Below are 21,932 nucleotides of genomic sequence, written 5' to 3'. Positions count from 1 at the left end.
GGATGGACGGCCCGGTCCTCGATGATCTAGGTGTGGTCCTGAGGGTTCACCGAGCGCTCATTTGGCGTTCGGCGGCCTCCACGACGTTCGAGAGGAGGAGCGCTCGCGTCATGGGGCCGACGCCACCCGGGTTGGGGGTGAGGAAGCCCGCGACCTCCTCGACGTCCAGCGCCACGTCACCGGCGATCTTGCCGTCCACCCGGGAGACGCCCACGTCCAGCACGGCCGCGCCCGGCTTGACCATGTCGCGCTTGATCAGCTCGGGCACTCCGGCGGCCGCCACCACGATGTCCGCCCGGCGCACGTGCGCGGCGAGGTCATGGGTGCCGGTGTGGCAGAGGGTCACGGTGGCGTTCTCGCTGCGGCGGGTGAGCAGGAGTCCCAGCGAGCGGCCCACCGTGATGCCGCGGCCCACCACGGTCACCTCCGCGCCCTTGATCGGGACGCCGTACTCCTGCAGGAGCAGCACGATGCCGTGCGGGGTGCAGGGCAGGGGCGCGTCGACCATGTGGACGAGGCGGCCGAGGTTGACCGGGTGGAGGCCGTCGGCGTCCTTGGCCGGGTCCATGCGCTCCAGCAGGGCCATCGTGTCCAGGTGTTTGGGCAGGGGCAGCTGGACGATGTAGCCGGTGCACTCAGGGGAGGCGTTGAGCTCGTCGATGGCCGCCTCGACCTCGGCCTGCGTGGCGGTGGCCGGCAGGTCGACGCGGATGGAGGCGATGCCCACCTCGGCGCAGTCGCGGTGCTTTCCCGCCACGTAGATCTGGCTGCCCGGGTCGTCGCCCACGAGGACGGTGCCCAGGCCGGGGGCGATGCCGCGTTCCTTGAGCGCGGCCACTCGGGTCGTGAGGTCTGCCTTGATCTTGGCGGCGGTCGCCTTGCCATCGAGTTTCACTGCGCTCATGCGGCAATCCTTCCATGTCCCCATCCACCCCTCGTACACCCGCACCCCTCCTCCTGACCCACCCACTCGAACCGCTCGGCCTTTCTCCCCAGCCGCCAACCGGCCCCTCGTCACCCGCAGGAAGCGAGGACGCGAGCGCGGCTCACCAGTTATCCACAGATCCCAGGCAGTTAACACAGGGTTATCCACAGGCGATCTTTGACATCGTTGTCATTGATCTTGGAAGGGCTTATCGTTACGGGCGCCGGCACCATGCTGCCCACGGAGGTCCCCCCTTGCCTGTCCGCCTGTTGTCCGCCGAGTCGACCGACCTGTTCACAGGCTCCCCCGACGAGCCGCGCCAGGTGCTCCGCGTCACGGTGGCCCAAGGAGAGCACGACACTCCCCTTGAGCTGCGCGGAGAGGGCGTCCGGCTGTCCGAGCCGGTGACCGTGCCCGCCACCGCCTCCGGCGTCGTGGAGGTCCCGCTCACCCTGTCGGTCCCGCCCGGCACCGCCGTCCCCTGCACCCTGACCCTGGGTGAGGAGTCCCTGGAGCTCACGGTCACGGCCGAGGAGCCGGGCTGGACCATGCACATGATCTCCCACTTCCACTACGACCCCGTGTGGTGGAACACACAGGCCGCCTACACCAGCCCCTGGGAGCTGCTCTCCGGCGACGCCACCACCAGACCCCTGTGGGAGCGCAACGCGTTCGCGCTGGTCGAGGCGCACATCGAGCTGGCGCTGCGCGACCCCGACTACCGTTTCGTGCTGGCCGAGGTCGACTACCTCAAGCCGTTCTTCGACACCCACCCCGAGCGGCGGGCCGACCTTCGCGCCCTCATGGCCGAGGGCCGGGCCGAGCTGATCGGCGGCACCTACAACGAGCCCAACACCAACCTGACCGGCGCCGAGACCACGATCCGCAACCTCGTCTACGGCATCGGCTACCAGCGAGACATCCTGGGCGGCGATCCGCGGACGGCGTGGCAGCTGGACGTGTTCGGGCACGATCCGCAGTTCCCGGGTTACCTGGCGGCGGCCGGGCTGACCGGCAGTGCGTGGGCACGCGGGCCGTTCCACCAATGGGGCCCGATCCACAAGAACTTCCAGCAGGCCAAGAACGACGCGGCCCTGATGCAGTTCCCGAGCGAGTTCGAGTGGATAGCGCCGTCCGGGCAGGGCGTGCTCACCCACTACATGCCCGCCCACTACTCCGCGGGCTGGTGGATGGACTCCGCCCCCACGCTGGAGGACGCCTGCCAGGCGGTCTACGACCTCTACCGCTCGCTCAAGCCCGTGGCCGCGACCAGACACATCCTGCTGCCCGTCGGCACCGACTACACACCGCCCAACAAGTGGATCACCGACGTCCACCGCACGTGGGCGGCCCGCTACGTGTGGCCGAGGTTCGTCTGCGCCACGCCGAGGGAGTTCCTCGACGCCGTCCGCGCCGGCCTGTCGCGTTTCAGTCCCCAGACCCGCGACATGAACCCCGTCTACACCGGCAAGGACGTCTCCTACATCGACACCAAGCAGGCTCAGCGCGCCGCCGAGGTGGCCGCGCTCGACGCCGAGCGCCTGTCGGCGTTCGCGGCCGTGCTCGGTCTCGGCCGCTATCCGCACACGGCGCTCGACAAGGTGTGGCGGCAGCTGGCGTACGGCGCGCACCACGACGCGATCACCGGCTCGGAGTCCGACCAGGTCTACATCGACCTGCTGACCGGCTGGCGCGAGGCGTACGACCTGGCCACGACCGCCAGGGACAACGCCCTGGACGCCCTGACCGGGCAGATCGCCGTGGACGGCCCGAGCGTCGTGGTGACCAACACCCTGCCCTTCGCCCGTGACGGGCTGGGCCGTGTGCTCCTGCCCGCCGGCCGGACGCTGGCCGACCCGTCGGGCGCCGAGGTGCCCGCCGTCGTCGACAACGGAGCGCTGACGTTCCTGGCCCGCGACGTTCCGTCGCTGGGCTGGCGGACGTACCAGGTGGTCGAGGGCTCGCCCGTGGCCTGGCACGCCGCGCCGACGCCCGAAGGCGCCACCCTGACCATCGACAACGACCGCTGGCAGGTCACCGCCGACCCCGCCCGGGGCGGCGGCCTGACCTCGATCGTCGACCGGGCGTCCGGCCGGGAGCTCCTCTCCGGGCTGGGCAACGAGCTGCGCCTCTATCACGAATACCCCACGCACCCCGACATGGGCGAGGGCCCGTGGCACCTCATTCCCACAGGTCACGTCGTGGGATCGGCGGAGACCCAGGCTCTCTCGGCCCGGGCGGAGACGAGCCCGCTGGGCGCGCGCCTGATCGTCACGGGGCAGGTGGGCGAGATCGCGTACGAGCAGACCGTCACCCTGCTGGCCGGCTCCGACCGGATCGACTTCACCACCCGCGTCCTCGACCACACAGGCGCCGACCGCCTCCTCCGCGTCCGTTTCCCGGCCCGCGTCGAGGGCGCGCTGCCGGTGTCGGACGTGTCGGGCGCCGTGGTCGGCCGCGGCTTCGCACTCCCCGACGTCGACACGGCCGAGCACCCATGGACGCTCGACAACCCCGCCAACACCTGGTTCGGCCTGTCCGCCACGGCCAGCGTCGATCTCGGCGAGGCGGGCGCGCGGGCGCTGGGCGTGGCCGAGGTCGTGATGCCCACGCTCGCCGACGCCCCCGAGGCCCGCGACCTGGTGGTGGCACTGGCCCGCGCGGGCGTGACCGCCACCACGTCCGCCGCCGCGGGCACCAGGTATGGCTGGCTGGACGTCGACTCCAACCTCCCCGACGTACGCATCGTGCTGGGCGGCCCCGACACCAATCCGCTCGCCGCCGAGCTGCTCTCCCGCGCCGACCCCGCCTATCTGGACGCGCTGAAGTCGGGCGAGCCCCGCGTGTGGATCCCGGCCGAACGCCCGCTGTCGGAGGTCTGGCAGCCCAGCGCCGACCTGCGCGACCTCCGCGCCCTGCCCGCCCTGATCGTCGCCGGGCCGGTCGAGGATCTCGTGACCGACCTCGCCGACGCCACGATCGAGGCCGTCTGCCCGCTGGGCGCCGAGCGACTCGACCGCCGGACGGTGGCCCTGCTCACGTACGGCCTGCCCGGCTTCGCCGTGGACCCCTCGGGCGCCCTGCACCTGTCGCTGATGCGCTCCTGCACGGGCTGGCCGTCGGGCATCTGGCTGGACCCGCCCCGCCGCACGACTCCGGACGGCTCGGGGTTCCAGCTGCAGCGCTGGACGCACGAGTTCTCGTACGCGCTGGTCGCCGGCGAAGGCGACTGGCGTGCCCTGAAGCTCCCCGCCGCCGCCCAGGAACACATCACCCCGCTACTCGCCCGCACTCTGGACGCCCAGGAGGGCACGCTTCCCGCGACCCACTCCCTCCTCACCGTCTCTCCCCCTCGTGACGTCCTGGTGGGCACCATCAAGGCCACCGGCAACCCCCATGCCCACGGCCGCACGACCCAGCACGACCGGCCCGGCGACCACGGCCTGACCATCCGCCTGATCGAATCCACCGGTGCGGGATCCAAGGTCGAGCTCGACTCCCCGGTCCTGCCGCTGGACCAACTCACCCACTCCAACCTGCTGGAACGCCCGGGCGGCCCGGTCTCCGACCCCGCCCTTTCCGGATTCGAGGTCGCCACCTACCTGGCCCCCGCCCCGCCTCCACCGGCCGGCCCAGAGTTCGGCCCCACGACCGAGCCGGCGCAGCCGGTCTACAGCCGCTACTGGCTCCACAACAAGGGTCCGGCGCCGCTCGGCTACCTGCCGGTCTCCATCGCCGTCACCCCCGGCCTCGTCACGTCCGCGGACGGTCCGTTCGAGGTGGAGGTGGTCGTCTCCTCCCACCTGACCGACGAGCCGCATGAGGGCGTGGTGGACCTGCGCCTCCCGGAAGGCTGGACCGCCACCCCCGCCCAGCGCCCCTACCGCCTCCAGCCGGGCGGCCACCTACGCTTCCCCGTCACCATCGCGCCACCCGCCACCGCACCGGACGCGGGCCTCTACTTCCTCTCCGCCCGCACCTCCGTCGGCGGCCAGGTCATCGAGGACGTCACGACCCTGGCGGTAGGCGACGACCTCCCAGAACTCCCCGTCTCCGGCCCGCCGCCGGCCTCGGGCACCGCCGTCAAGGGCACCACGTCGGCCGAGGCCCGCCCCACGGGCCTGTCGATCACCCCGGTCGCGGACGCCCTCTCCCTCCGCCCCGGCGACCGCACCGCCCTCGTCCTCCGCCTCGCCAACACCACCGCCGACGAGATCCGCGGCGAGGCCCAGCTGGCGTCCCCGTGGGGAACGTGGTCCCTGCTCCCCCAGGTCATTCAAGGTTTCGCGGTGGCGGCAGGCGAGACGGCGGAGGTGTCGTTCCCGGTGGAGGTCCCCGCGGACGCGTCGGACGGCCACGCCTGGGCTCTTGCGAAGGTGATGTGGTACGGCCGCTGCCAGTACACCCCGGCGATCCGCCTGGAGGTGTCCCGATGAGCCGTGACGGCGGGGCCACTCGTTCCAGAGCTGTCCCGATGACCCATGACGGCCGGGCCACTCGTCCGGAGGTGTCCCGATGAGAGGCCATGTCCATGATCACTCCGTCAGCCCGGCGGCCACCGGAGCGGCCACCGCACCGGGGCTGGGTGAGGTGATCGGCTGGGTGGACGACCGCCCGATCCCGCGTACACACCTCGACCTGCGCATCGCCGACCTGCGCGACGGCCCTCTCAGCGCGGCGCTGCCCGTCCCCGGGAGCTCCGAAGACCGCCAGCTGGCCAGGTGGCTGACCCAGGTCATCCTCACCGAAGCCCTCTGCGAGACCACCGCCAGAGCCCTGGGCCTGCCCCCGCTGGACGGCCCGCCGCTCGACCGCCTGGCGGCCGTCGAACTGGGCTCGATCAACGCCGCCGCCTACAACGGCAGCCCCTGGGTGCGCGCCATGTTCCAGCACGTCACCGGCACGGCGGAGATCCCGCCGGAGTGGCGCGCCCGCACCTCCCCCCAGCACTCCGCCACCCACATCGTCCGGCACCGCCTTTTCAAGGACCGAAGGAGCGCGGAGCAGGCCACCCCTGAGGACCTCCAGTCCCTTGGCCGCATAGACCTCGGCTCACTTCCGGTCGCGGTCGCCGAGGCGCTCAGCCACCAGCCATCCGGCACCCTCATCGGGCCGGTGGGAGACGCCCTGGGCTGGCACCTGGCCATAGCCGTCCCGGCACCCGCACCGACCACCACCTCCCCGCCCGACGATCACTCCGCTCCCACCCCGCCGGAGCGAGACAGGGCTCCCTTGCTGGACGCCGCGCGACGGAGGGCCTTCGCACGCTGGCTCGACGAGAGGCGAGCCGAGAAGATCAAGCTAGTGCCCGGACTCGAACATCCTGGCGACCCCCGCCAGCCCGACAACCACCACAAACATTGATGACCTGCGTACTTGCCATTGACATCGGAGGGACCAAGCTCGCCGCCGCGCTGGTGGACGAGGAAGGTTCCGTGTTGCGCTCCGCTACCCGGCCCACGCCGCGTACGGACGTCATGTCCGCCCTGGCGGCCCTGATCACGGAGGTGACCGAGGGCGGCCCGCCACCGGTGGCCGCCGGGATCGGCTGCGCCGGCCCGCTCGACCTCGCCACCGGCACCGTCAGCCCGGTCAACATGCCCAGCTGGCGGGGTTTTCCGCTACGGGATGAAGTGCGGCGGCTGACCGGGCTCCCCACCATGCTGGCGGGCGACGCCCAATGCTTCGCCCTCGGAGAACATTGGCTGGGGGCCGGACGCGGCTACTCATCGTTGCTCGGCATCGTCGTGTCGACCGGCATCGGCGGAGGCCTGGTGATCGACGGCGCCCCTCTCCTCGGCCCAACAGGCAACGCCGGACATGTCGGTCACATGAGCATCGACCCGTACGGCGAACGCTGCGAATGCGGCGGCCGGGGCTGCGTCGAACGCTACTCCAGCGGCCCCAACATGGCCCGCTGGGCCCTGGAGAACGGCTGGACGCCCACCAGCCCGGACGAGCGCCCCCCGCTCGAAGCCGATGGCCGGGCTGCCGACACCTGGACCGGCGAAGCGGCCACGGCGCATTCCGCGGGACAGCACAGCGCCGTCGACTCCGACAGCCCCGCCCTCGACGTCGATCAAGGCGAACAGGTCGGCACGATGACCGGGACCAGGGAGAAGGCTGACGCGCGGGCACTTGCGCGGGATGCCGCGGCCGGGCATCCGGTCGCGGTGGCGGCGTTCGAGCGTGGCACCAGGGCGCTGGCCGCCATGATCGCGTCCACCGCCGCGGCGGCCGAGGTCACCACCGTGGTCATCGGGGGCGGCGTGTCCGGAGCCGGCAGGGTCCTGTTCGATCCGCTGGAGCGAGCACTGGACGACGTGGCCGGGCTGGCCTTCGTCAGAGCGGTCCAGGTGAAGCAGAGCACTCTCGGGGTGCGGGCGGCGCTGGCCGGAGCCGCCGACCTCGCTTGGCAGGCCGTCCGATCCGGTGGCTGAGCAGTCAGGCGTGCGCATGATCAACCGGTGCGCCGACCCTCGGGGACGCCGGGGAAGATCATGCCCATTCCAGGTGCCGCCCATCGGCCGCGTCATGCACCCTTTTGCCGAAAGCAGCGCATCCATCGCTTCCTGTCGAGATTCGACAGGGCATGAGGGCGGCGAGAAATACCTTTCCGGAGGAAAGGCATGAGTCGGCCGCCGCTCAGGGCTTGCGGCGGGTGTGGCGGTGGGGACGCGTTCGGGGAGACGCCGACCGCGCAAGGAAGGATGTGCCGCGGTCAGTCGCGCTCTGCGGCCTGGGCCTCGCGACGCTCGATGATCCGGCGGGTGACCGGGATGATCTCGACAACGCGGCTGCCGAGGTAGGCGCCGATGAAGGCGAGCACCAGCAGGACGACGGGGCTGGTGGCGAAGCCGTTCATGGTGACGAAGGCCTGCAGGATCATGTCGAGCAAGGGGGACTCCGGGAGGTCGGCCAAGCGGGGAGGTCAACAGGCTAACCGCAGGAGACCGATGCTCGCTCCCAAAACGGCTAAAGGGCGACATGATCGGCCATGTCGCCCTTTAGTGCCGTTCAGTGGACGATCAGTGGAAGAAGTGGCGGGTGCCGGTGAAGTAGAGGGTGATGCCGGCCTTCTCAGCGGCCTCCACCACCAGGTTGTCCCGGATGGACCCGCCGGGCTCGACGATCGCCTTCACGCCTGCCTCGGCCAGCACCTCCAGCCCGTCGGGGAACGGGAAGTAGGCGTCAGAGGCCGCGACCGAGCCGGGCGCGCGCTCGCCCGCCCTGGTGACCGCCAGGCGGCACGAGTCGACCCGGTTGACCTGGCCCATGCCCACGCCCACGGTCGCCCTGTCGCTGGCCAGCAGGATGGCGTTGGACTTCACCGAGCGGCAGGCCCGCCAGGCGAACTCCAGGTCGGCCAGCACCTCGGGCGAGGCGGGCTCGCCGGTCTTGAGCTCCCACTGCGACGGCGAGTCGCCGGGCGCGTCCACCCGGTCGACGGTCTGGACCAGGAGCCCTCCGTCGATCCTGCGGAACTCGGTCGGCTGCGAAGGACCCTCCGGGCAGGCCAGCAGGCGCAGGTTCTTCTTCTCCCGCAGCACCTCCAGCGCCTCGGCGTCGAAGGAGGGCGCGATGACGACCTCGGTGAACACCTCGGCGATCTGCCTGGCCAGCTCCGCCGTGACCGCGCGGTTGACCGCGATCACCCCGCCGTACGCCGACACCGGGTCGCAGGCGTGCGCCTTGCGGTGCGCGTCGGCCACGTCGGCGCCGACCGCGATGCCGCACGGGTTCTGGTGCTTGATGATGGCCACGCAGGGGTCGGAGAAGTCCCACGCGGCCCGCCAGGCGGCGTCGGCGTCGAGGTAGTTGTTGTAGGACATCTCCTTGCCGTGCAGCTGCTCGGCGCCGGCCAGCCCGCCGGCGCCGGTCGTGTAGAGCGCGGCGCGCTGGTGCGGGTTCTCGCCGTACCGGAGCGTGGCCTGGCGCTCGTACGCGGCCCCGCTGAAGGAGGGGAACTCCTCCTCCCCGTACGTCCCCGCGAACCAGTTGGCCACCGCCACGTCGTACGAGGCCGTGTGGGCGTACGCGATGCCCGCGAGCCGCCGCCGCTCGGTCAGGGTGAAGCCGCCCTCGGCCAGTGCGGTGAGCACGTCGCCGTAGTAACCGGGGTCGACCACGACGGCGCAGGTGTTGTGGTTCTTGGCGGCGCCGCGGATCATGGCGGGCCCGCCGATGTCGATCTGCTCGACGCACTCCTCGTCGGACGCGCCGGAGGCCACCGTCTGCTGGAACGGGTAGAGGTTGACCACGACCAGCTCGAACGGGTCGATCTCCAGCTCCTCCAGCTGGGCGACGTGGTGCGGCTTGGTGACGTCGGCCAGCAGGCCGGCGTGCACGCGCGGGTGCAGCGTCTTGACCCGCCCGTCGAGGCACTCGGGGAACCCGGTCAGCTGCTCGACCTTGGTCACCGGGATCCCGTACGACGAGATCGCGGCGGCCGTGCCCCCGGTCGAGACGATCTCCACCCCGGCGCCGTCGAGGGCCCTGGCCAGCTCCTCGAGCCCGGACTTGTCGTAAACAGCGATCAGCGCGCGCCGGATGGCGATGCGAGTCACGTGGATTCCCCTCCTGATTGGTTGCCGATTCGGACGATACGTCCGCTCACCGTCCAGCCCTCGCGGGCCATCCGGCCGACGATTTCGACGAGCAGGCGGCGCTCGACGGTCTTGATGCGCTCGTGCAGGGTCGCCTCGTCGTCGTCCGGGAGCACGGGCACAGCTTCCTGGGCGATGATGGGCCCGGTGTCGACCCCCTCATCGGCCAGCATCACCGTACAACCGGTGACCTTGACCCCATGGGCAATCGCGTCGCGCACGCCGTGCGCGCCGGGGAACGACGGCAGCAGCGCCGGGTGGGTGTTGACCACGGGGAAGGCGTCGAGCGTCGGCTTGCCCAAAATCTTCATGAAGCCGGCCGACACAACCAGGTCGGGTTCGTACGATGCGATCTTGGCCGCGATTGCCGCGTCCCAGTGGGCCCGTGTCGCATAGTCGCCCAATTTTTCGACAAATGTCGGGATCCCTGCCCTGGTCGCCCTGGCCAGCCCCTCGATCCCATCCCTGTCGGCGCCTACCGCGACCACGCGGGCCCCGTAGGAAGGGTCGGCAGAAGCGTCCAGAAGGGCCTGTAGGTTGGTTCCAGAGCCGGAGACGAGGACGACGAGCCGCCCAGCCTTAGACACGCACACTCTCCAAAGAGGAAACAGGGTGAGCTGCCAGGGTATCTGTTCCTCTCCCGGCGACGCAGAGGAGGTCAGGTGTCGACACCGGTGCAGGCACCGGCAGGCCAGCAGCCCGCCGAATCGGCGGGCCGCCGAGCGATCTGGTTGTCCATCGCAGCGCTGGCCATGACGTTCATGTTGCCGTTGGCCGGCCTGGTCATGGCGCTGTTCGCGCTCGTGGCCGGGATCCGGGCGTTCCCGCTGCTGAAGGGTGCGAGCAAGCCCACGAGCATGGCCGTGGGCGGCATCACCATCTCCTCGATCGCGCTGGCGCTGTCCGCCATGGCCACGGGGATGCAGCTGTACCTGATGGACGAATATTCGGCCTACCAGGAGTGCATGAAGGGTGCGGGGACGGTGTCCTCGCAGGGCGAGTGCTTCACTCAGTTCAGGGACGCGGCGCAGCGCAAGCTGCCGCCGGACGTGCTCGAACTGCTCGGCGCGATGCAACCTTGAGCGCGACGCTCCCCCGCTGAGCCCGCCGGTCTTTCCGCGTCGAGCGAACGGACGTCCGGGCGGGGTGCCCGGCCCCATACCGTCTCCCCTTTCATGGCGACGTGCCCAGCCGCCTCGAACGGGGCGGTGTGGGGGGGTGCGCCCCGCCGCTCTCGAACGGGGCCGGTGTGGCGTAGTGCCCCGCCGACAGCGCAGGCGGCGGTTCCAGGATCGCCATGATGTCGCCGCCGCCATTCGGGCCGGCGGCGCTGCGGGCGGGTCCGCCTGCGCCCCGTCGGCGCCAGGACGGCGCTCGACGGCTCGGGGGTGGCGCAACCGGCGTTTCCCCGGCTACCGCAGTAGCAGCGCGGTGGCCGAGGGCCGGGTGCGGTCGCCTCTCCGGTCGTCGCCGTCCAGCCGCGGCAAAGGCCTTCACATTCCAGTGTCGTGGCGTAGGCCCCACACCCCGATGCCGTGGCAAAGGCCCCACACCCCGATGCCGTGGCAACGGGATCACATCACTGTGCGCCTGTGTGCGGCGTGTTCAGTCGCGGTCCCAGGCGTACGGGTCCACGTAGATGACGTGGCCGCCGCGGTCGTCCGACTCGTCCACGATGTCCTTGCGCGGCGGGCGCGCCGGATCGGGCTCCGGCGGACGCGGGCGTGCCTGGGCCAGCGTCTCGGCCTCCGCCGAGGCGTGCTCGTCCTGCCAGTCGTCCCTGATGACCGGGATCTCCTGGGTGTCGGCCTCGGTGGCGTCCATCCAGTGGCCGGGCAGCGGACGCGGGTCGGACTCGGCCAGGCCGACCTTGCTCGCCGCCTTGGCGATCGCGGCTCCGGCCTTGCGCACCGGGGCGGCCGCCTTGTCGAGCGGCGCGCGGGCGCGCTTGTTGAGCAGCAGCAGGTTGGTGACGCCGGCGGAGATGCCCGCGGCCACGCCGACCTCGAGCGCGACTGACAGCGCCACCTCCCAGGGCGAGGGCCCGACCGTCGCGAGCCGGCCGCCGCCGATGGGTCCGCCGGACAACGCCGCCAGCGCCCCCGCCACCACGCCGGTGGAGACCCCGGTGAGGAAGCCCCAGAGCGGCGCGGCCTCGTACGACGGCGACGGCGAGATCCTGGCCACCATCACCCCCGCCACGGCCCCCGCCGCGAACGGCAGCGCGATCACCGCCATCATCCACGCCGGCACCGGCCCGCTCTCCGGCAGCGCGCCCAGCAGGGGCAGGCTCGGCACCGTGCCGAGCTGCACCCCGGTGGGCGCCACCAACGTGTCCGCGCCGATCGCGAATCCCGGCCCCGCGATGTAGGAGAGCGCCCAGATGACGGCGTTGAGCAGGTAGAGGAGCTGGAGCAGGATCAACAGCACGCCGCCCACGAAGCCGGGCGACAGGACGCTCGACAGCTCCCTGACCTGGTCGAAGTTGAGCACGACGGCGACCAGCACCAGGCCCAGCCCGGCCACCAGCAGCAGCGCGGTGGCCATCGCCGTGCCGAGCGTCAGCGCGCGCACCCGCTCGGGCAGCAGCTTGAGCATCACCCGCCAGGGCCCGATCATCCGCGCGGTGGCCAGCGCCCCGGCCAGGAACGCCAGCACGAAGTGGCTGAACAGCGCCTCGCCGATGAACGGCTGAGTGATCTCGTTACTCGCGACGAGCGCGATGAGCCCGGCCAGCAGCGCGTACGGGGCCGCCAGCGACACCCCCGCCTGGACCACCAGGACGAGCTGCGCCCGGCGGCGGGCCTGGGCCTGCTCGCGCGGGCTGTTCTTGGGCAGCCGCGCGGGCAGGCGCAGCCGCAGGTCGGCGTCGCGCGCCATCCACCGGCCGGCCCGGTAGAGCAGCATGGCGGGGAGAACGATCAGCCCGATGGGCAGCAGCCCGACCCGCCCGCCGGGAATCGCGAACCCGGCGTGGTGCGCGGCCAGCCAGAGCTGCGCCGCCGTACGGAACACGCCCGGCAGCCCGGCGCCCAGCGTGCCGCGCGGGGCGGCGATCCATCCGACCAGCGTGAGCGTGGTGAGCGCGGCCAGGCCGACGCCCAGGGTGCAGGCCGCGGCCAGCATCCCGGACACGGGTAGCGGCCGCCTGGCCTCGTCGTCCGCTCCCGGGAGCTTGCTCAGCATTGACCCGGTGCGCAGTTGGTCGAGGATCGCCGTCACAGTGCGATTTTCTCAACCTTTCCCAACCAACCCTTGGTTGACGCGCCGGGGATATCGTTTTCATCTTTTCCACCCGCCGGCCCAGGGCCGTCAATGGCCCACCGCCGCGTCCTGGACAACTGCGAGCACCTGCTGGACGCGTGCGCCGCCATGGCGGACACGCTGATGCGCTCCGTGCCCGGCCTCCGCATCCTGGCCACCAGCCGGCAGGCGCACGGCGTCGTGAGCGAGCGGATGATGCCGCCGCCGATGTCGGTGCCGGAGGCCGACGGCGTGCGCCGACGGCCGAGTCGCTGCGACACGCCGACGCGGTGGGGGCTCGGGCGAGTAGCGGCAGCGCATGAGAAAGCCCCGCATGGTGGAGTACCACGCGGGGCCTTCGGAGAGCGGTCAGCGGGACTGCATGATCTCCCGCATGAGCCGCGCCGTCTCCGACGGGGTCTTGCCGACGCGGACGCCCACCTTCTCCAGGGCCTCCTTCTTGGCCTGGGCGGTGCCGGCCGAACCGGACACGATGGCGCCGGCGTGGCCCATCGTCTTGCCCTCGGGCGCGGTGAACCCGGCCACGTAGGCCACCACCGGCTTGGTGACGTGCTGCTCGATGTAGGCCGCGGCCCGCTCCTCGGCGTCGCCGCCGATCTCACCGATCATCACGATGGCGTCGGTGCCCGGGTCTTCCTGGAAAGCCTGGAGCGCGTCGATGTGGGTGGTGCCGATGACGGGGTCGCCGCCGATGCCCACCGCGGTCGAGAAGCCGAAGTCGCGCAGCTCGTACATGAGCTGGTAGGTCAGCGTGCCGGACTTCGAGACCAGGCCGATGCGCCCGGCGGTGGTGATGTCGGCGGGGATGATGCCGGCGTTCGAGGCGCCGGGGGAGGCGATGCCGGGGCAGTTGGGGCCGATGATGCGGGTCTTGTTGCCCTTGGCCACCGCGTACGCCCAGAACTCGGTCGAGTCGTGCACCGGCACGCCCTCGGTGATCACCACGCAGAGCGGCATCTCGGCGTCGATGGCCTCCTTGACGGCGTCCTTGGTGAACGCCGGCGGCACGAACACGACCGACACGTCCGCGCCGGTCTGCTCCATGGCCTCCTTGACCGTGCCGAACACGGGCAGGCCCTCGTGCACGGTGCCGGCCTTGCGGGCGTTGACGCCGCCGACGACCTTGGCGCCGGAGGCGAGCATGCGGCGGGTGTGCTTGGTGCCCTCGCCACCGGTCATGCCCTGAACGATGATCTTGCTGTTTTCCGTCAACCAGATGGCCATGAGTTACGCACCTACCGCAGCGAGCTCGGCGGCCCGCTTGGCCGCGTCGTCCATCGTGTCTACCAGCTCGACCCGCGGGAGCGCGGCGTCAGCCAGGATCTGCCGCCCGAGCTGGGCGTTGTTGCCGTCGAGGCGGACCACCAGCGGGTGGGTCACGGCCTCGCCGCGGCTCTCGAGCAGCTTGAACGCCGAGACGATGCCGTTCGCCACGGCGTCGCAGGCGGTGATGCCGCCGAAGACGTTCACGAAAATCGACTTCACGTCGGGGTCGGAGAGGATGATCTCCAGGCCGGCGGCCATGACCTCGGCCGAGGCGCCGCCGCCGATGTCGAGGAAGTTGGCGGGGGAAGGCTTGCCGGGGAACTGCTCGCCCGCGTAGGCCACGACGTCGAGGGTGGACATCACCAGGCCCGCGCCGTTGCCGATGATGCCGACGTCGCCGTCGAGCTTGACGTAGTTGAGGTCCTTCTCCTTGGCCTTGGCCTCCAGCGGGTCCTCAGCGGCCTTGTCGGCCAGGGCCTCGTGGTCCTGCTGGCGGAAGGAGGCGTTGTCGTCGAGCGTGACCTTGCCGTCGAGGGCCTTCACCTGGCCGTCGGCCGAGAGGATCATGGGGTTGACCTCGACGAGCGTGGCGTCCTCGTCCACGAAGCAGCACCAGAGCTTCTCGATGAGCTCGGCGGCCCCGTCGAGCGCCTTCTCCGGCAGGCCGCCGGCCACCGCGATCTCGCGGGCCTTGGCCCGGTCGATGCCGGTCAGCGCCGACACCGGCACCTTGGCGACCTTCTCGGGGGTGCTGTGGGCGACCTCTTCGATGTCCATGCCGCCGGCGGCGGAGCAGATCGCGAGGAAGGTACGGTTCGCGCGGTCGAGCAGGAAGGAGAAGTAGTATTCCTCCGCGATCGCGCTGGCCTCCTCCACGAGCACCTTGTGGACCGTGTGGCCCTTGATGTCCATGCCCAGGATGGCGGTGGCCTTCTCGACGGCGTCGGCGGCGCCGTCGGCCACCTTCACACCGCCGGCCTTGCCGCGCCCGCCGGTCTTGACCTGGGCCTTGACGACGACGCGGCCGGTCAGCTGCTCAGCCGCCGCCCGCACCTCCTCCACGTTGTGGGCGACGATGCCGCGCGGCACCGGGATGCCGTAGTCAGCGAAGAGTTCCTTCGCCTGATGTTCGAACAGGTCCACGAGGGTCCGTCCTTGCTTATCCGACTGGTTGTTCGACGGCCCGGGCAACCCCGTGCGTGCCGGGCGTTTCCGCCAGTGAAGCCTAGCCCGAAGCTTGACCTGCCCTGGTCATCGGGTCGCAGTTCTCCCACTATGTGACGGCGATCTCACTTCTGGAGCAAGGGTCCGGATGATGATCTGCACGAAAAATGCACCGATTCGACGTCGTAACCCCCGCCAGTCGATATACCGCCGTGATCTTTGCTTGGCAGGATTCCCGGGCCCTCCTTTTCCGATTCGAAGGAATCGCATGAAGCGAATTCTCACGGAAGACACAGGCTCCGGCGGTCGCGGTCGAACGACCGGCGAAACCTGCACCTTCGGCGCGCCGAGCATGATCGATTCAGTGGATCACCCGTGGATTGGAACGGTATGATCCCGATCAAGCTCCGCTCGCCGGGATCTCGACCTGGACCCTCCGTCCAACAAGAGGTTCTCTCCGTGTCGGTCGATCCATTGACCGCGATCGGGTAAAGGCAGGGGCCCACACGGCTTTTCCTCACCTCGCTTCACCTCGAGGCACCAAGGCTTCGGCGGGAAGCACCGGTAACCCCCTCGACAAAAAGGAATCCGTATGAAGCGCATGCTCGCCGGCGTGGTGTTAGCCACCAGCGCCACACTGATCGCCGCGACCCCCGCGATGGCCGCCGCGCCCAAGGACCCGGTCGTCGCGGTGAAGAAGCAGATGGCTCCCGGCAAGGGAGTGAAGTTCACCGAGCGGACCACCCTCGACATCGACGGGGACCGCGAAATCTTCGTCCGGCGCAGCGGCACCCTGCAGTTCGGCAAGTCCGGCGTCGCCGCCTCGGACATCACCGGCAAGTTCAACATCTCGCAGAAGGACCTGGGCCCGAATCCGGATGAGGCCCCGGAACTGCTCAAGGCGTTGGCCAGGCCGGAACGTACCATCCGCGTCGGTACGACGTCGTACATGTCCGGCGGCTTGTGGGCGACCGTGCTGCCCGAGGACAAGACCTGGCTGAAGTATCCCAAGGGCCCGACCGGCGGCATCACGGGCGTCTACGGCCAGCCGCTGAACCTGGCCGAGGCGGCCACCCTCAAGACCCTGCTCAAGGGCGCCAAGCCCGTCGGCGGCGGCTACGCCGGCAAGGTCACGGTGGGCGACCTGTGGAAGGTGTCTCCGTGGTACCGCGCGAGCATGCTCGAGAAGCCTTCCAAGAAGGCCCTGAAGAGCACGATCAGCTGGCGGATGACCCTGGACTCGGCCGGCCTGCCGACCCGGCTCGTGTCGACCTTCCCGGTCGTCGTCGTGTCCGAGGGGAAGGGCACCGTGAGCGTGGACACAAGGCTCACCGACTGGGGCACCGCCGTGGAGATCAAGGCGCCGCCGGCGGACGAGGTCACCAGCCAGCCCAAGACGGATGAGGATGGCGACGGCGACGCGCCCTTGGTCGACGATCCGGGCAAGATCCTGGACGGCGTCCTCGGCAAGATCATCGGCTGACATCCCAGCCGTGCAGCCCTCTCCTGCCGCCGGGCGGGAGAGGGCTGCTTGCTTCTCGCGGTCGGCCGCCGCACCGGACCTGTCACTTCCCGGCCGTCGCTTCCGCTCGGCCGGGCGTCGCGCCGGGCATGTGGGGCTGGAGCGTGTCGTTCAGCACGTCTCCACGGTGCCGCCCTTGGACAGCCGCGGTGGTCGTGACAGAGGCCGCGGACGGCCGGGCGCCGACGGCCGGGAGGCGGCGGCCGGGGCGCCGACGGCGGGAGGCGGCGGTAGGGCGGTTGGAAGTGCTCGGGCCGCCGTCTCGGGGTGAGCGGAGCGGCGGCCGGTGGGCCGGGCACCCCGGGTGCCTATGCCAGGCGGGAGTCCCGCAGGCGGGCCCATTCGAGCGAGTGCCTGATCCCGTCCTCGACGGAGTATTGAGCCTGCCAGTCGAGCAGGACGCGGGCGCGGTCGCTGCGGGTGTAGGCGCCTGCCACGTCGCCCGGTCGCGCGGGGGCCTCGACGACCTCGATCGGGCGGTCGACGACGCGGTTGAACGCGTCGACCAGCTCGCGGACGGTGGTGCCTGCGCCGGTGCCCAGGTTGATCACGTCCACCGGCAGGTCGTCGAACCGCCTCAGGGCCGCGACGTGCGCGGCGGCCAGGTCCCAGACGTGGATGTAGTCACGGATGCCGGTGCCGTCGCTGGTCGGGTAGTCGGTGCCGGTGATCTGGAAGGGCACGCGTTCCTCGTACGCCTCGATCATCTTGCCCAGAGCGTGGCTCGGGCGCCTCAACTGCAGGCCGGTACGCATCTTCGGGTCGGCGCCGATGGGGTTGAAGTAACGCAAGGAGAGGATCTTGATGGGCCTGCCGGCGGCGATGTCGGCGAACATGCCCTCGCAGACCGCCTTGGTGTGCGCGTACGGGCTCATCGGGGCGAGCGGGGAGTCCTCGGTCACCGTGTGGTCCTCCGCGACACCGTAGATCGACGCGGACGAGCTGAAGATCATGCGGGTGCAGCCGTTGCGGATCAGGTGGTCGACGAACTCCAGGCTCTTGGCCACGTTCGCGCGGTAGTAGCCGATGGGGTCGGCCACGGAGTCCGGCACGACGATGAGGGCCGCGCAGTGGATGACGGCCTCGATATCCGAATTTTCAGCAAATATCTTGTCAATCAGCGGTCCGTCGCTGATATCCCCCTCATAGAACACCCGCCCCTCGGCGAACTCCCTTCGCCCGGTCACGAGGTTGTCGAGAATGACGGGCGAGATCCCGGCGTCCAGGCACGCCGAGGCGACCGTGCTGCCGATATATCCCGCCCCACCGGTAATCAAAACACGCATCCCAGCACCCTACTTCTGCGCGGACGCGCGGCCTCCCGCAGCGCCGCGAATGGCTGGAGCCCCGATCTCGTACGGCGGCACGCCGGATGCGGGGCTGTCTGTGCCCTCGCCGCCACGACCGGCCATGGGCTGTGGCGATGGCCGTGAACGCCGGCCTGGCGTCGGAGGAGCGCAGGCGGGGCTTCGAGCCCGGCTGCCGCCGCCGCGGCGCGACAATCGGCGACGCCAGACGATGACCCCCGCGACACCCAGACGATGACCGGGGCGCGGTGACGATGACCGGCGGCACCACCGGCGGCGGTGGCGCATCGCCTGCAGCGGGCGGCGGTTCCAGGGAGCGTGGCCCTTCACCGGCGGGCCGCCTCTTACGGAGCGGGAGGGGCCGGCGCCGTGGTCGTATCCAGGGTTCGGCGAGGCCGGAAAGGGGGGTGGCCTGGTGTTTGAGGCGTCGACGTGCGACATTTCCAGATATGGGCAGGGACGTGCCGGTCGTGGTGTTCAGCCGCGATGATCGCCGGAAATATCGCGAAAAGGTGCGACGATGTCTCGACGTCTTCGCCCAGATGCTGCGCGAATCCCGCTTCGAGCTCGAACGCCCGCTCGCCGGCCTGGAGATCGAGCTCAACATCGTGGACGCGGCAGGCGAGGCCGCCATGCGCAACACCGAGGTGCTCGCCGCCATCGAGCAGCCGGACTGGGCCACGGAGCTGGGCCAGTTCAACATCGAGATCAACATCGAACCCCAGGAGCTGAGCGGCGACGGCCCGCTCCGCCTGGAGAACGACGTACGGGCCAGGCTCAACCACGCCGAGGAGCGCGCCCGCTCCCAGGGCGGCCACCTGGTCCTGGTCGGCATCCTGCCGACGCTGCGCGAGCAGGACGTCCACGAGGGATCCCTCTCCGCGAACCCCCGCTACCGCCTGCTCAACGAGCAGATCTTCGCAGCTCGCGGCGAGGACCTGCACCTGTGCATCGAGGGCGTCGAACGCCTCGACACGCACGCCGACAGCGTCGCGCCCGAGGCCGCCTGCACGAGCGTCCAGCTCCACCTGCAGGTCAGCCCCGAGGCGTTCGCCGCACACTGGAACGCCGCCCAGGCCATCGCGGGAGCGCAGGTCGCGGCCGCGGCCAACTCCCCGTACCTGTTCGGCAAGGAACTGCACCGCGAGACCAGGATCACGCTGTTCGAGCAGGCCACGGACACGCGACCGGCCGAGCTGAAAGCGCAGGGCGTGCGGCCGCGCGTGTGGTTCGGCGAGCGGTGGATCACCAGCGTCTTCGACCTGTTCGAGGAGAACGTCAGCTATTACCCGGCCCTCCTCCCCCTCTGCGAGGACGAGGACCCCCGTGCCGAGCTGGAACAGGGACGCATCCCCCAGCTCCACGAGCTCACCCTGCACAACGGCACGATCTACCGCTGGAACCGGCCCGTGTACGCCGTGGTGAACGGCATGCCGCACCTGCGCGTGGAGAACCGCGTGCTGCCCGCCGGGCCGTCCGTGGCCGACATCGCGGCCAACGCGGCCTTCTACTACGGTCTGATGCGCGTCCTGCCGTACGCCGAACGGCCGATCTGGAGTCAGATGTCGTTCCAGGCGGCGGAGGACAATCTCGCCGCCGCGGCGCGGCACGGGCTGGAGGCGCGGCTGTACTGGCCGGGGATGGGCGAGGTGCCCGCGGCCGAGCTGATCCTGCGCCGCCTGTTGCCCATGGCCCACGAGGGGCTGGCCAGATGGGGCGTGAACGGTCCCGTCGCCGACCGGCTGCTCGGCATCATCGAGGGCCGCTGCCTAACCGGGCGGACGGGTGCGGGCTGGCAGGTGGAACGCGTACGCGCCCACGGAGGGGGCCGGCACGAGGCGCTGCGTGCCATGACCCTCGACTACATCGCGCGCATGCACACGAATGAGCCCGTGCATACGTGGGAAGTCTGAAGCCCGTGATCCCCCGTCCGCTGATCGTCGTACTCGCCCTGGTGCTGGCCGCCTGCGGCCTCACCCGCCCGCCGTCCATGGATGCGGCGGAGGAGGACTCGTTCGAGGACGACGTCCGTACGGCGCGGACGCTGACGGAGGAATTCTGGAAGCAGCAGTTCGACCGGCTGGGTGAGACCTATCGGCCCATAGCCGACTTCATCCCCTACTCGGGCACTTCGGGACCGAGCTGCGGCGGCGAGCCGTCCGTGCCGAACAACGCCTTCTACTGCCCCGTGGGCCACTTCATCGCCTACGACCAGGACTGGATGGAGGCGCTGTGGAATGAAATGGGAGACGGGTCCGTCTATCTGATCATTCCGCATGAGTTCGGCCACTCCGTCCAGGCCCAGCTCGGCACGGGCTTCGAACTGAACGTGCAGATGGAGCTGCAGGCCGACTGCTACGCGGGCGGCACCCTTTCGGCCCTGGTCAATTCGGGCGCGCTGACCGCGCAGCCGGGGGACGAGAACGAACTGCTGCTGAGCCTGGCGGCCGCCGGCGACCCGACGGACGACTGGCTGAACCCGGCCGCCCACGGCACGGCCGAACAACGTCAGCAGGCGTTCGTGCAGGGGTACAGGGGCGGCGTGGGGGCCTGCTGACGTCCGCGTATTGGCTCGGGGATGTACACCCCCATCAACCCAGAGGATGATGTGGCCGATCATGACCACGCCGTACCGTGGACGCATGCCACTGGAGGAGATCGGCTGGTTGCGCAGGGGGGCGTGCAGATCCAGCGACCCGGACCTCTTCTTCCCCCTCGCCCCCTCACCCCTGCAGGAAGCCCGGGCCAAGGCGGTCTGCGCGAGCTGCCAGGTGCTGGAGGAGTGCCGGGCGTACGCGTTACGGTCCGGCGAGTCCGAGGGCATCTGGGGCGGCCTCACCCCGGAGGAACGCCGCCGCTCCCGCTTCCCGGCGGGCTGGCGCAACTCCGCCGCCGCCTCCTGACCCACCCCCGCTGGAGAAGGGCCGCCTACCGGCGGACGGCAACGCACCGGCGCGACACCAAGCAGGCGAACACGGGCTCCGGCGGGTGAGTGGATGCGGGAGGAACGTGAGAAAAGCGGCGATCCTGCTGAGGCGGGCCGATGGGAGCGGGTCGCGACGTAGCCTGCAAGGGTGCTCCTCCGCTCGATCGCCATCCTCGCCGCCGCCAACATCATGAACAACAAGGTCGCCCCCCGCCTGGGCCCGCTGACCTCCACCGCCGCGACGGCCGCCCTGGTGGCGATGGCCCGCAGGTCCGGCCTGTCGTGGGAGGAGCTCGGCTTCGAGCACGGCCGCCGCGGCGCGCTCGCCGGCGGCGCACTGGCGGCGGCGGTGGCCACCGCGTACACGGTCGGCATATCCCACCCGCGCACCAGGCCGCTGTTCCACGACGAGCGCGCCCTGTCGCTCTCGCGCGCCCGCGTCCTGGAGGAGGCCCTCGTCCAGGTCCCCTTCGGGACGGTCCTGCTGGAGGAGGTGGGCTTCCGGGGGGCTCTCTACGCCATGCTCCGCCAGAGGCGCGGCACGATCACCGCCACCGCGGTCTCCTCGACGTTGTTCGGCCTCTGGCACATCCTCCCAGCCATCGACATGGCCCGCGCCAACCCAGCCCTCGGCGCTCTGACGGCAGGCGAGTCCCCCCATCATCTGGACACCGCACGGGTGGTGGCGGGGAGCGTGGTGTCGACGGCGGCGGCCGGGGTGCTGTTCTGCGAGCTACGCCGCCACCGCGGCCTCCTGGCGCCGGTCATGCTGCATCTGGCGACCAACTCCTTGGGCTACCTTTTCGCCAGGATCGCCGCAAAGCGGAAGTAAGCCGGCGTGGGCGGCAGGCCTGCGATCACCCCGGGAGTGAGGGTTCTTCGCCTACGGATGAAGATCCTGCATAAGATGTTGGAGCGTTCCATGAGCGCCTGACCTTGATGCTTTACGGTC

General features: G+C 70.6%; 17 protein-coding genes. 9 read left to right on the top strand and 8 right to left on the bottom strand.

What is annotated here, in order from left to right; genetic code table 11:
• Positions 1-46: 46 nt before the first annotated feature.
• Complete coding sequence (locus tag ID574_RS23215) at positions 47-904, bottom strand: bifunctional methylenetetrahydrofolate dehydrogenase/methenyltetrahydrofolate cyclohydrolase (protein ID WP_188191055.1); 858 nt, start codon at positions 902-904, stop codon at positions 47-49.
• Positions 905-1,179: 275 nt separating this feature from the next.
• Here ID574_RS23215 and ID574_RS23210 point away from each other — a divergent pair, with 275 nt between their 5' ends.
• The 3 genes from ID574_RS23210 to ID574_RS23200 all read left to right on the top strand — a co-directional run bounded on the left by ID574_RS23210 (position 1,180) and on the right by ID574_RS23200 (position 7,365).
• Positions 1,180-5,361 (top strand): glycoside hydrolase family 38 N-terminal domain-containing protein, encoded by a 4,182-nt coding sequence (locus tag ID574_RS23210; protein WP_188191054.1) that lies wholly within the window; start codon positions 1,180-1,182, stop codon positions 5,359-5,361.
• A gap of 79 nt (positions 5,362-5,440) precedes the next feature.
• On the top strand, positions 5,441-6,289 hold the full coding sequence (locus ID574_RS23205) for a DUF7158 domain-containing protein (protein ID WP_223166983.1): 849 nt from the start codon (positions 5,441-5,443) through the stop codon (positions 6,287-6,289).
• Positions 6,289-7,365, top strand: coding sequence for an ROK family protein (locus tag ID574_RS23200; protein ID WP_188191053.1), 1,077 nt, complete (start codon positions 6,289-6,291; stop codon positions 7,363-7,365). Before ID574_RS23205 ends, ID574_RS23200 begins: the two co-directional genes overlap by 1 nt.
• A gap of 281 nt (positions 7,366-7,646) precedes the next feature.
• Here the strand turns inward: ID574_RS23200 and ID574_RS23195 are convergent, their stop codons facing one another.
• The 3 genes from ID574_RS23195 to purN all read right to left on the bottom strand — a co-directional run bounded on the left by ID574_RS23195 (position 7,647) and on the right by purN (position 10,118).
• Positions 7,647-7,847 (bottom strand): hypothetical protein, encoded by a 201-nt coding sequence (locus tag ID574_RS23195; protein WP_188191458.1) that lies wholly within the window; start codon positions 7,845-7,847, stop codon positions 7,647-7,649.
• 106 nt (positions 7,848-7,953) lie between these two features.
• Positions 7,954-9,492: a bifunctional phosphoribosylaminoimidazolecarboxamide formyltransferase/IMP cyclohydrolase gene (gene purH, locus ID574_RS23190; RefSeq protein ID WP_188191052.1), complete on the bottom strand. Its 1,539-nt coding sequence runs from the start codon at positions 9,490-9,492 to the stop codon at positions 7,954-7,956.
• Entirely contained in the window at positions 9,489-10,118 is a 630-nt protein-coding gene (gene purN, locus ID574_RS23185) for a phosphoribosylglycinamide formyltransferase (RefSeq protein WP_223166982.1), read from the bottom strand. The genes purH and purN overlap by 4 nt, the downstream gene beginning before the upstream one ends.
• Before the next feature lie 75 nt (positions 10,119-10,193).
• On the opposite strand from purN, the gene ID574_RS23180 reads away from it, so the two are divergent.
• Positions 10,194-10,613: a hypothetical protein gene (locus tag ID574_RS23180; protein ID WP_223166981.1), complete on the top strand. Its 420-nt coding sequence runs from the start codon at positions 10,194-10,196 to the stop codon at positions 10,611-10,613.
• Between the two features lie 523 nt (positions 10,614-11,136).
• On the opposite strand, the gene ID574_RS23175 is transcribed toward ID574_RS23180, so the two are convergent.
• The 3 genes from ID574_RS23175 to sucC all read right to left on the bottom strand — a co-directional run bounded on the left by ID574_RS23175 (position 11,137) and on the right by sucC (position 15,204).
• The gene (locus ID574_RS23175; protein ID WP_188191050.1) at positions 11,137-12,753 is read right to left on the bottom strand and encodes a cell division protein PerM; all 1,617 of its coding nucleotides are present in this window, start codon (positions 12,751-12,753) and stop codon (positions 11,137-11,139) included.
• 390 nt (positions 12,754-13,143) lie between these two features.
• A complete protein-coding gene (sucD, locus tag ID574_RS23170; protein WP_188191049.1) occupies positions 13,144-14,019 on the bottom strand; it encodes a succinate--CoA ligase subunit alpha in 876 nt (291 codons plus the stop codon).
• Positions 14,020-14,022: 3 nt separating this feature from the next.
• Positions 14,023-15,204 (bottom strand): ADP-forming succinate--CoA ligase subunit beta, encoded by a 1,182-nt coding sequence (sucC, locus tag ID574_RS23165; RefSeq protein ID WP_188191048.1) that lies wholly within the window; start codon positions 15,202-15,204, stop codon positions 14,023-14,025.
• Positions 15,205-15,817: 613 nt separating this feature from the next.
• Here sucC and ID574_RS23160 point away from each other — a divergent pair.
• Positions 15,818-16,708: a hypothetical protein gene (locus ID574_RS23160; protein WP_188191047.1), complete on the top strand. Its 891-nt coding sequence runs from the start codon at positions 15,818-15,820 to the stop codon at positions 16,706-16,708.
• Positions 16,709-17,055: 347 nt separating this feature from the next.
• Here the strand turns inward: ID574_RS23160 and galE are convergent, their stop codons facing one another.
• Positions 17,056-18,033, bottom strand: coding sequence for a UDP-glucose 4-epimerase GalE (gene galE / locus ID574_RS23155; RefSeq protein ID WP_188191046.1), 978 nt, complete (start codon positions 18,031-18,033; stop codon positions 17,056-17,058).
• 470 nt (positions 18,034-18,503) lie between these two features.
• Here galE and ID574_RS23150 point away from each other — a divergent pair, with 470 nt between their 5' ends.
• The 4 genes from ID574_RS23150 to ID574_RS23135 all read left to right on the top strand — a co-directional run bounded on the left by ID574_RS23150 (position 18,504) and on the right by ID574_RS23135 (position 21,812).
• Positions 18,504-19,967: a glutamate-cysteine ligase family protein gene (locus ID574_RS23150; protein ID WP_188191045.1), complete on the top strand. Its 1,464-nt coding sequence runs from the start codon at positions 18,504-18,506 to the stop codon at positions 19,965-19,967.
• 5 nt (positions 19,968-19,972) lie between these two features.
• On the top strand, positions 19,973-20,611 hold the full coding sequence (locus ID574_RS23145; protein WP_223166980.1) for a neutral zinc metallopeptidase: 639 nt from the start codon (positions 19,973-19,975) through the stop codon (positions 20,609-20,611).
• Positions 20,612-20,696: 85 nt separating this feature from the next.
• Entirely contained in the window at positions 20,697-20,957 is a 261-nt protein-coding gene (locus tag ID574_RS23140; protein WP_223166979.1) for a WhiB family transcriptional regulator, read from the top strand.
• 171 nt (positions 20,958-21,128) lie between these two features.
• Positions 21,129-21,812 carry a CPBP family intramembrane glutamic endopeptidase gene (locus ID574_RS23135; protein ID WP_188191044.1) on the top strand — a complete coding sequence of 228 codons (684 nt, stop codon included), beginning with the start codon at positions 21,129-21,131 and terminating at the stop codon, positions 21,810-21,812.
• Positions 21,813-21,932 lie beyond the last annotated feature (120 nt).

This window comes from Nonomuraea sp. SYSU D8015, from assembly GCF_008065375.1.
GTDB lineage: Bacteria > Actinomycetota > Actinomycetes > Streptosporangiales > Streptosporangiaceae > Nonomuraea.
This window is presented reverse-complemented; position numbering and strand designations above follow the sequence as displayed.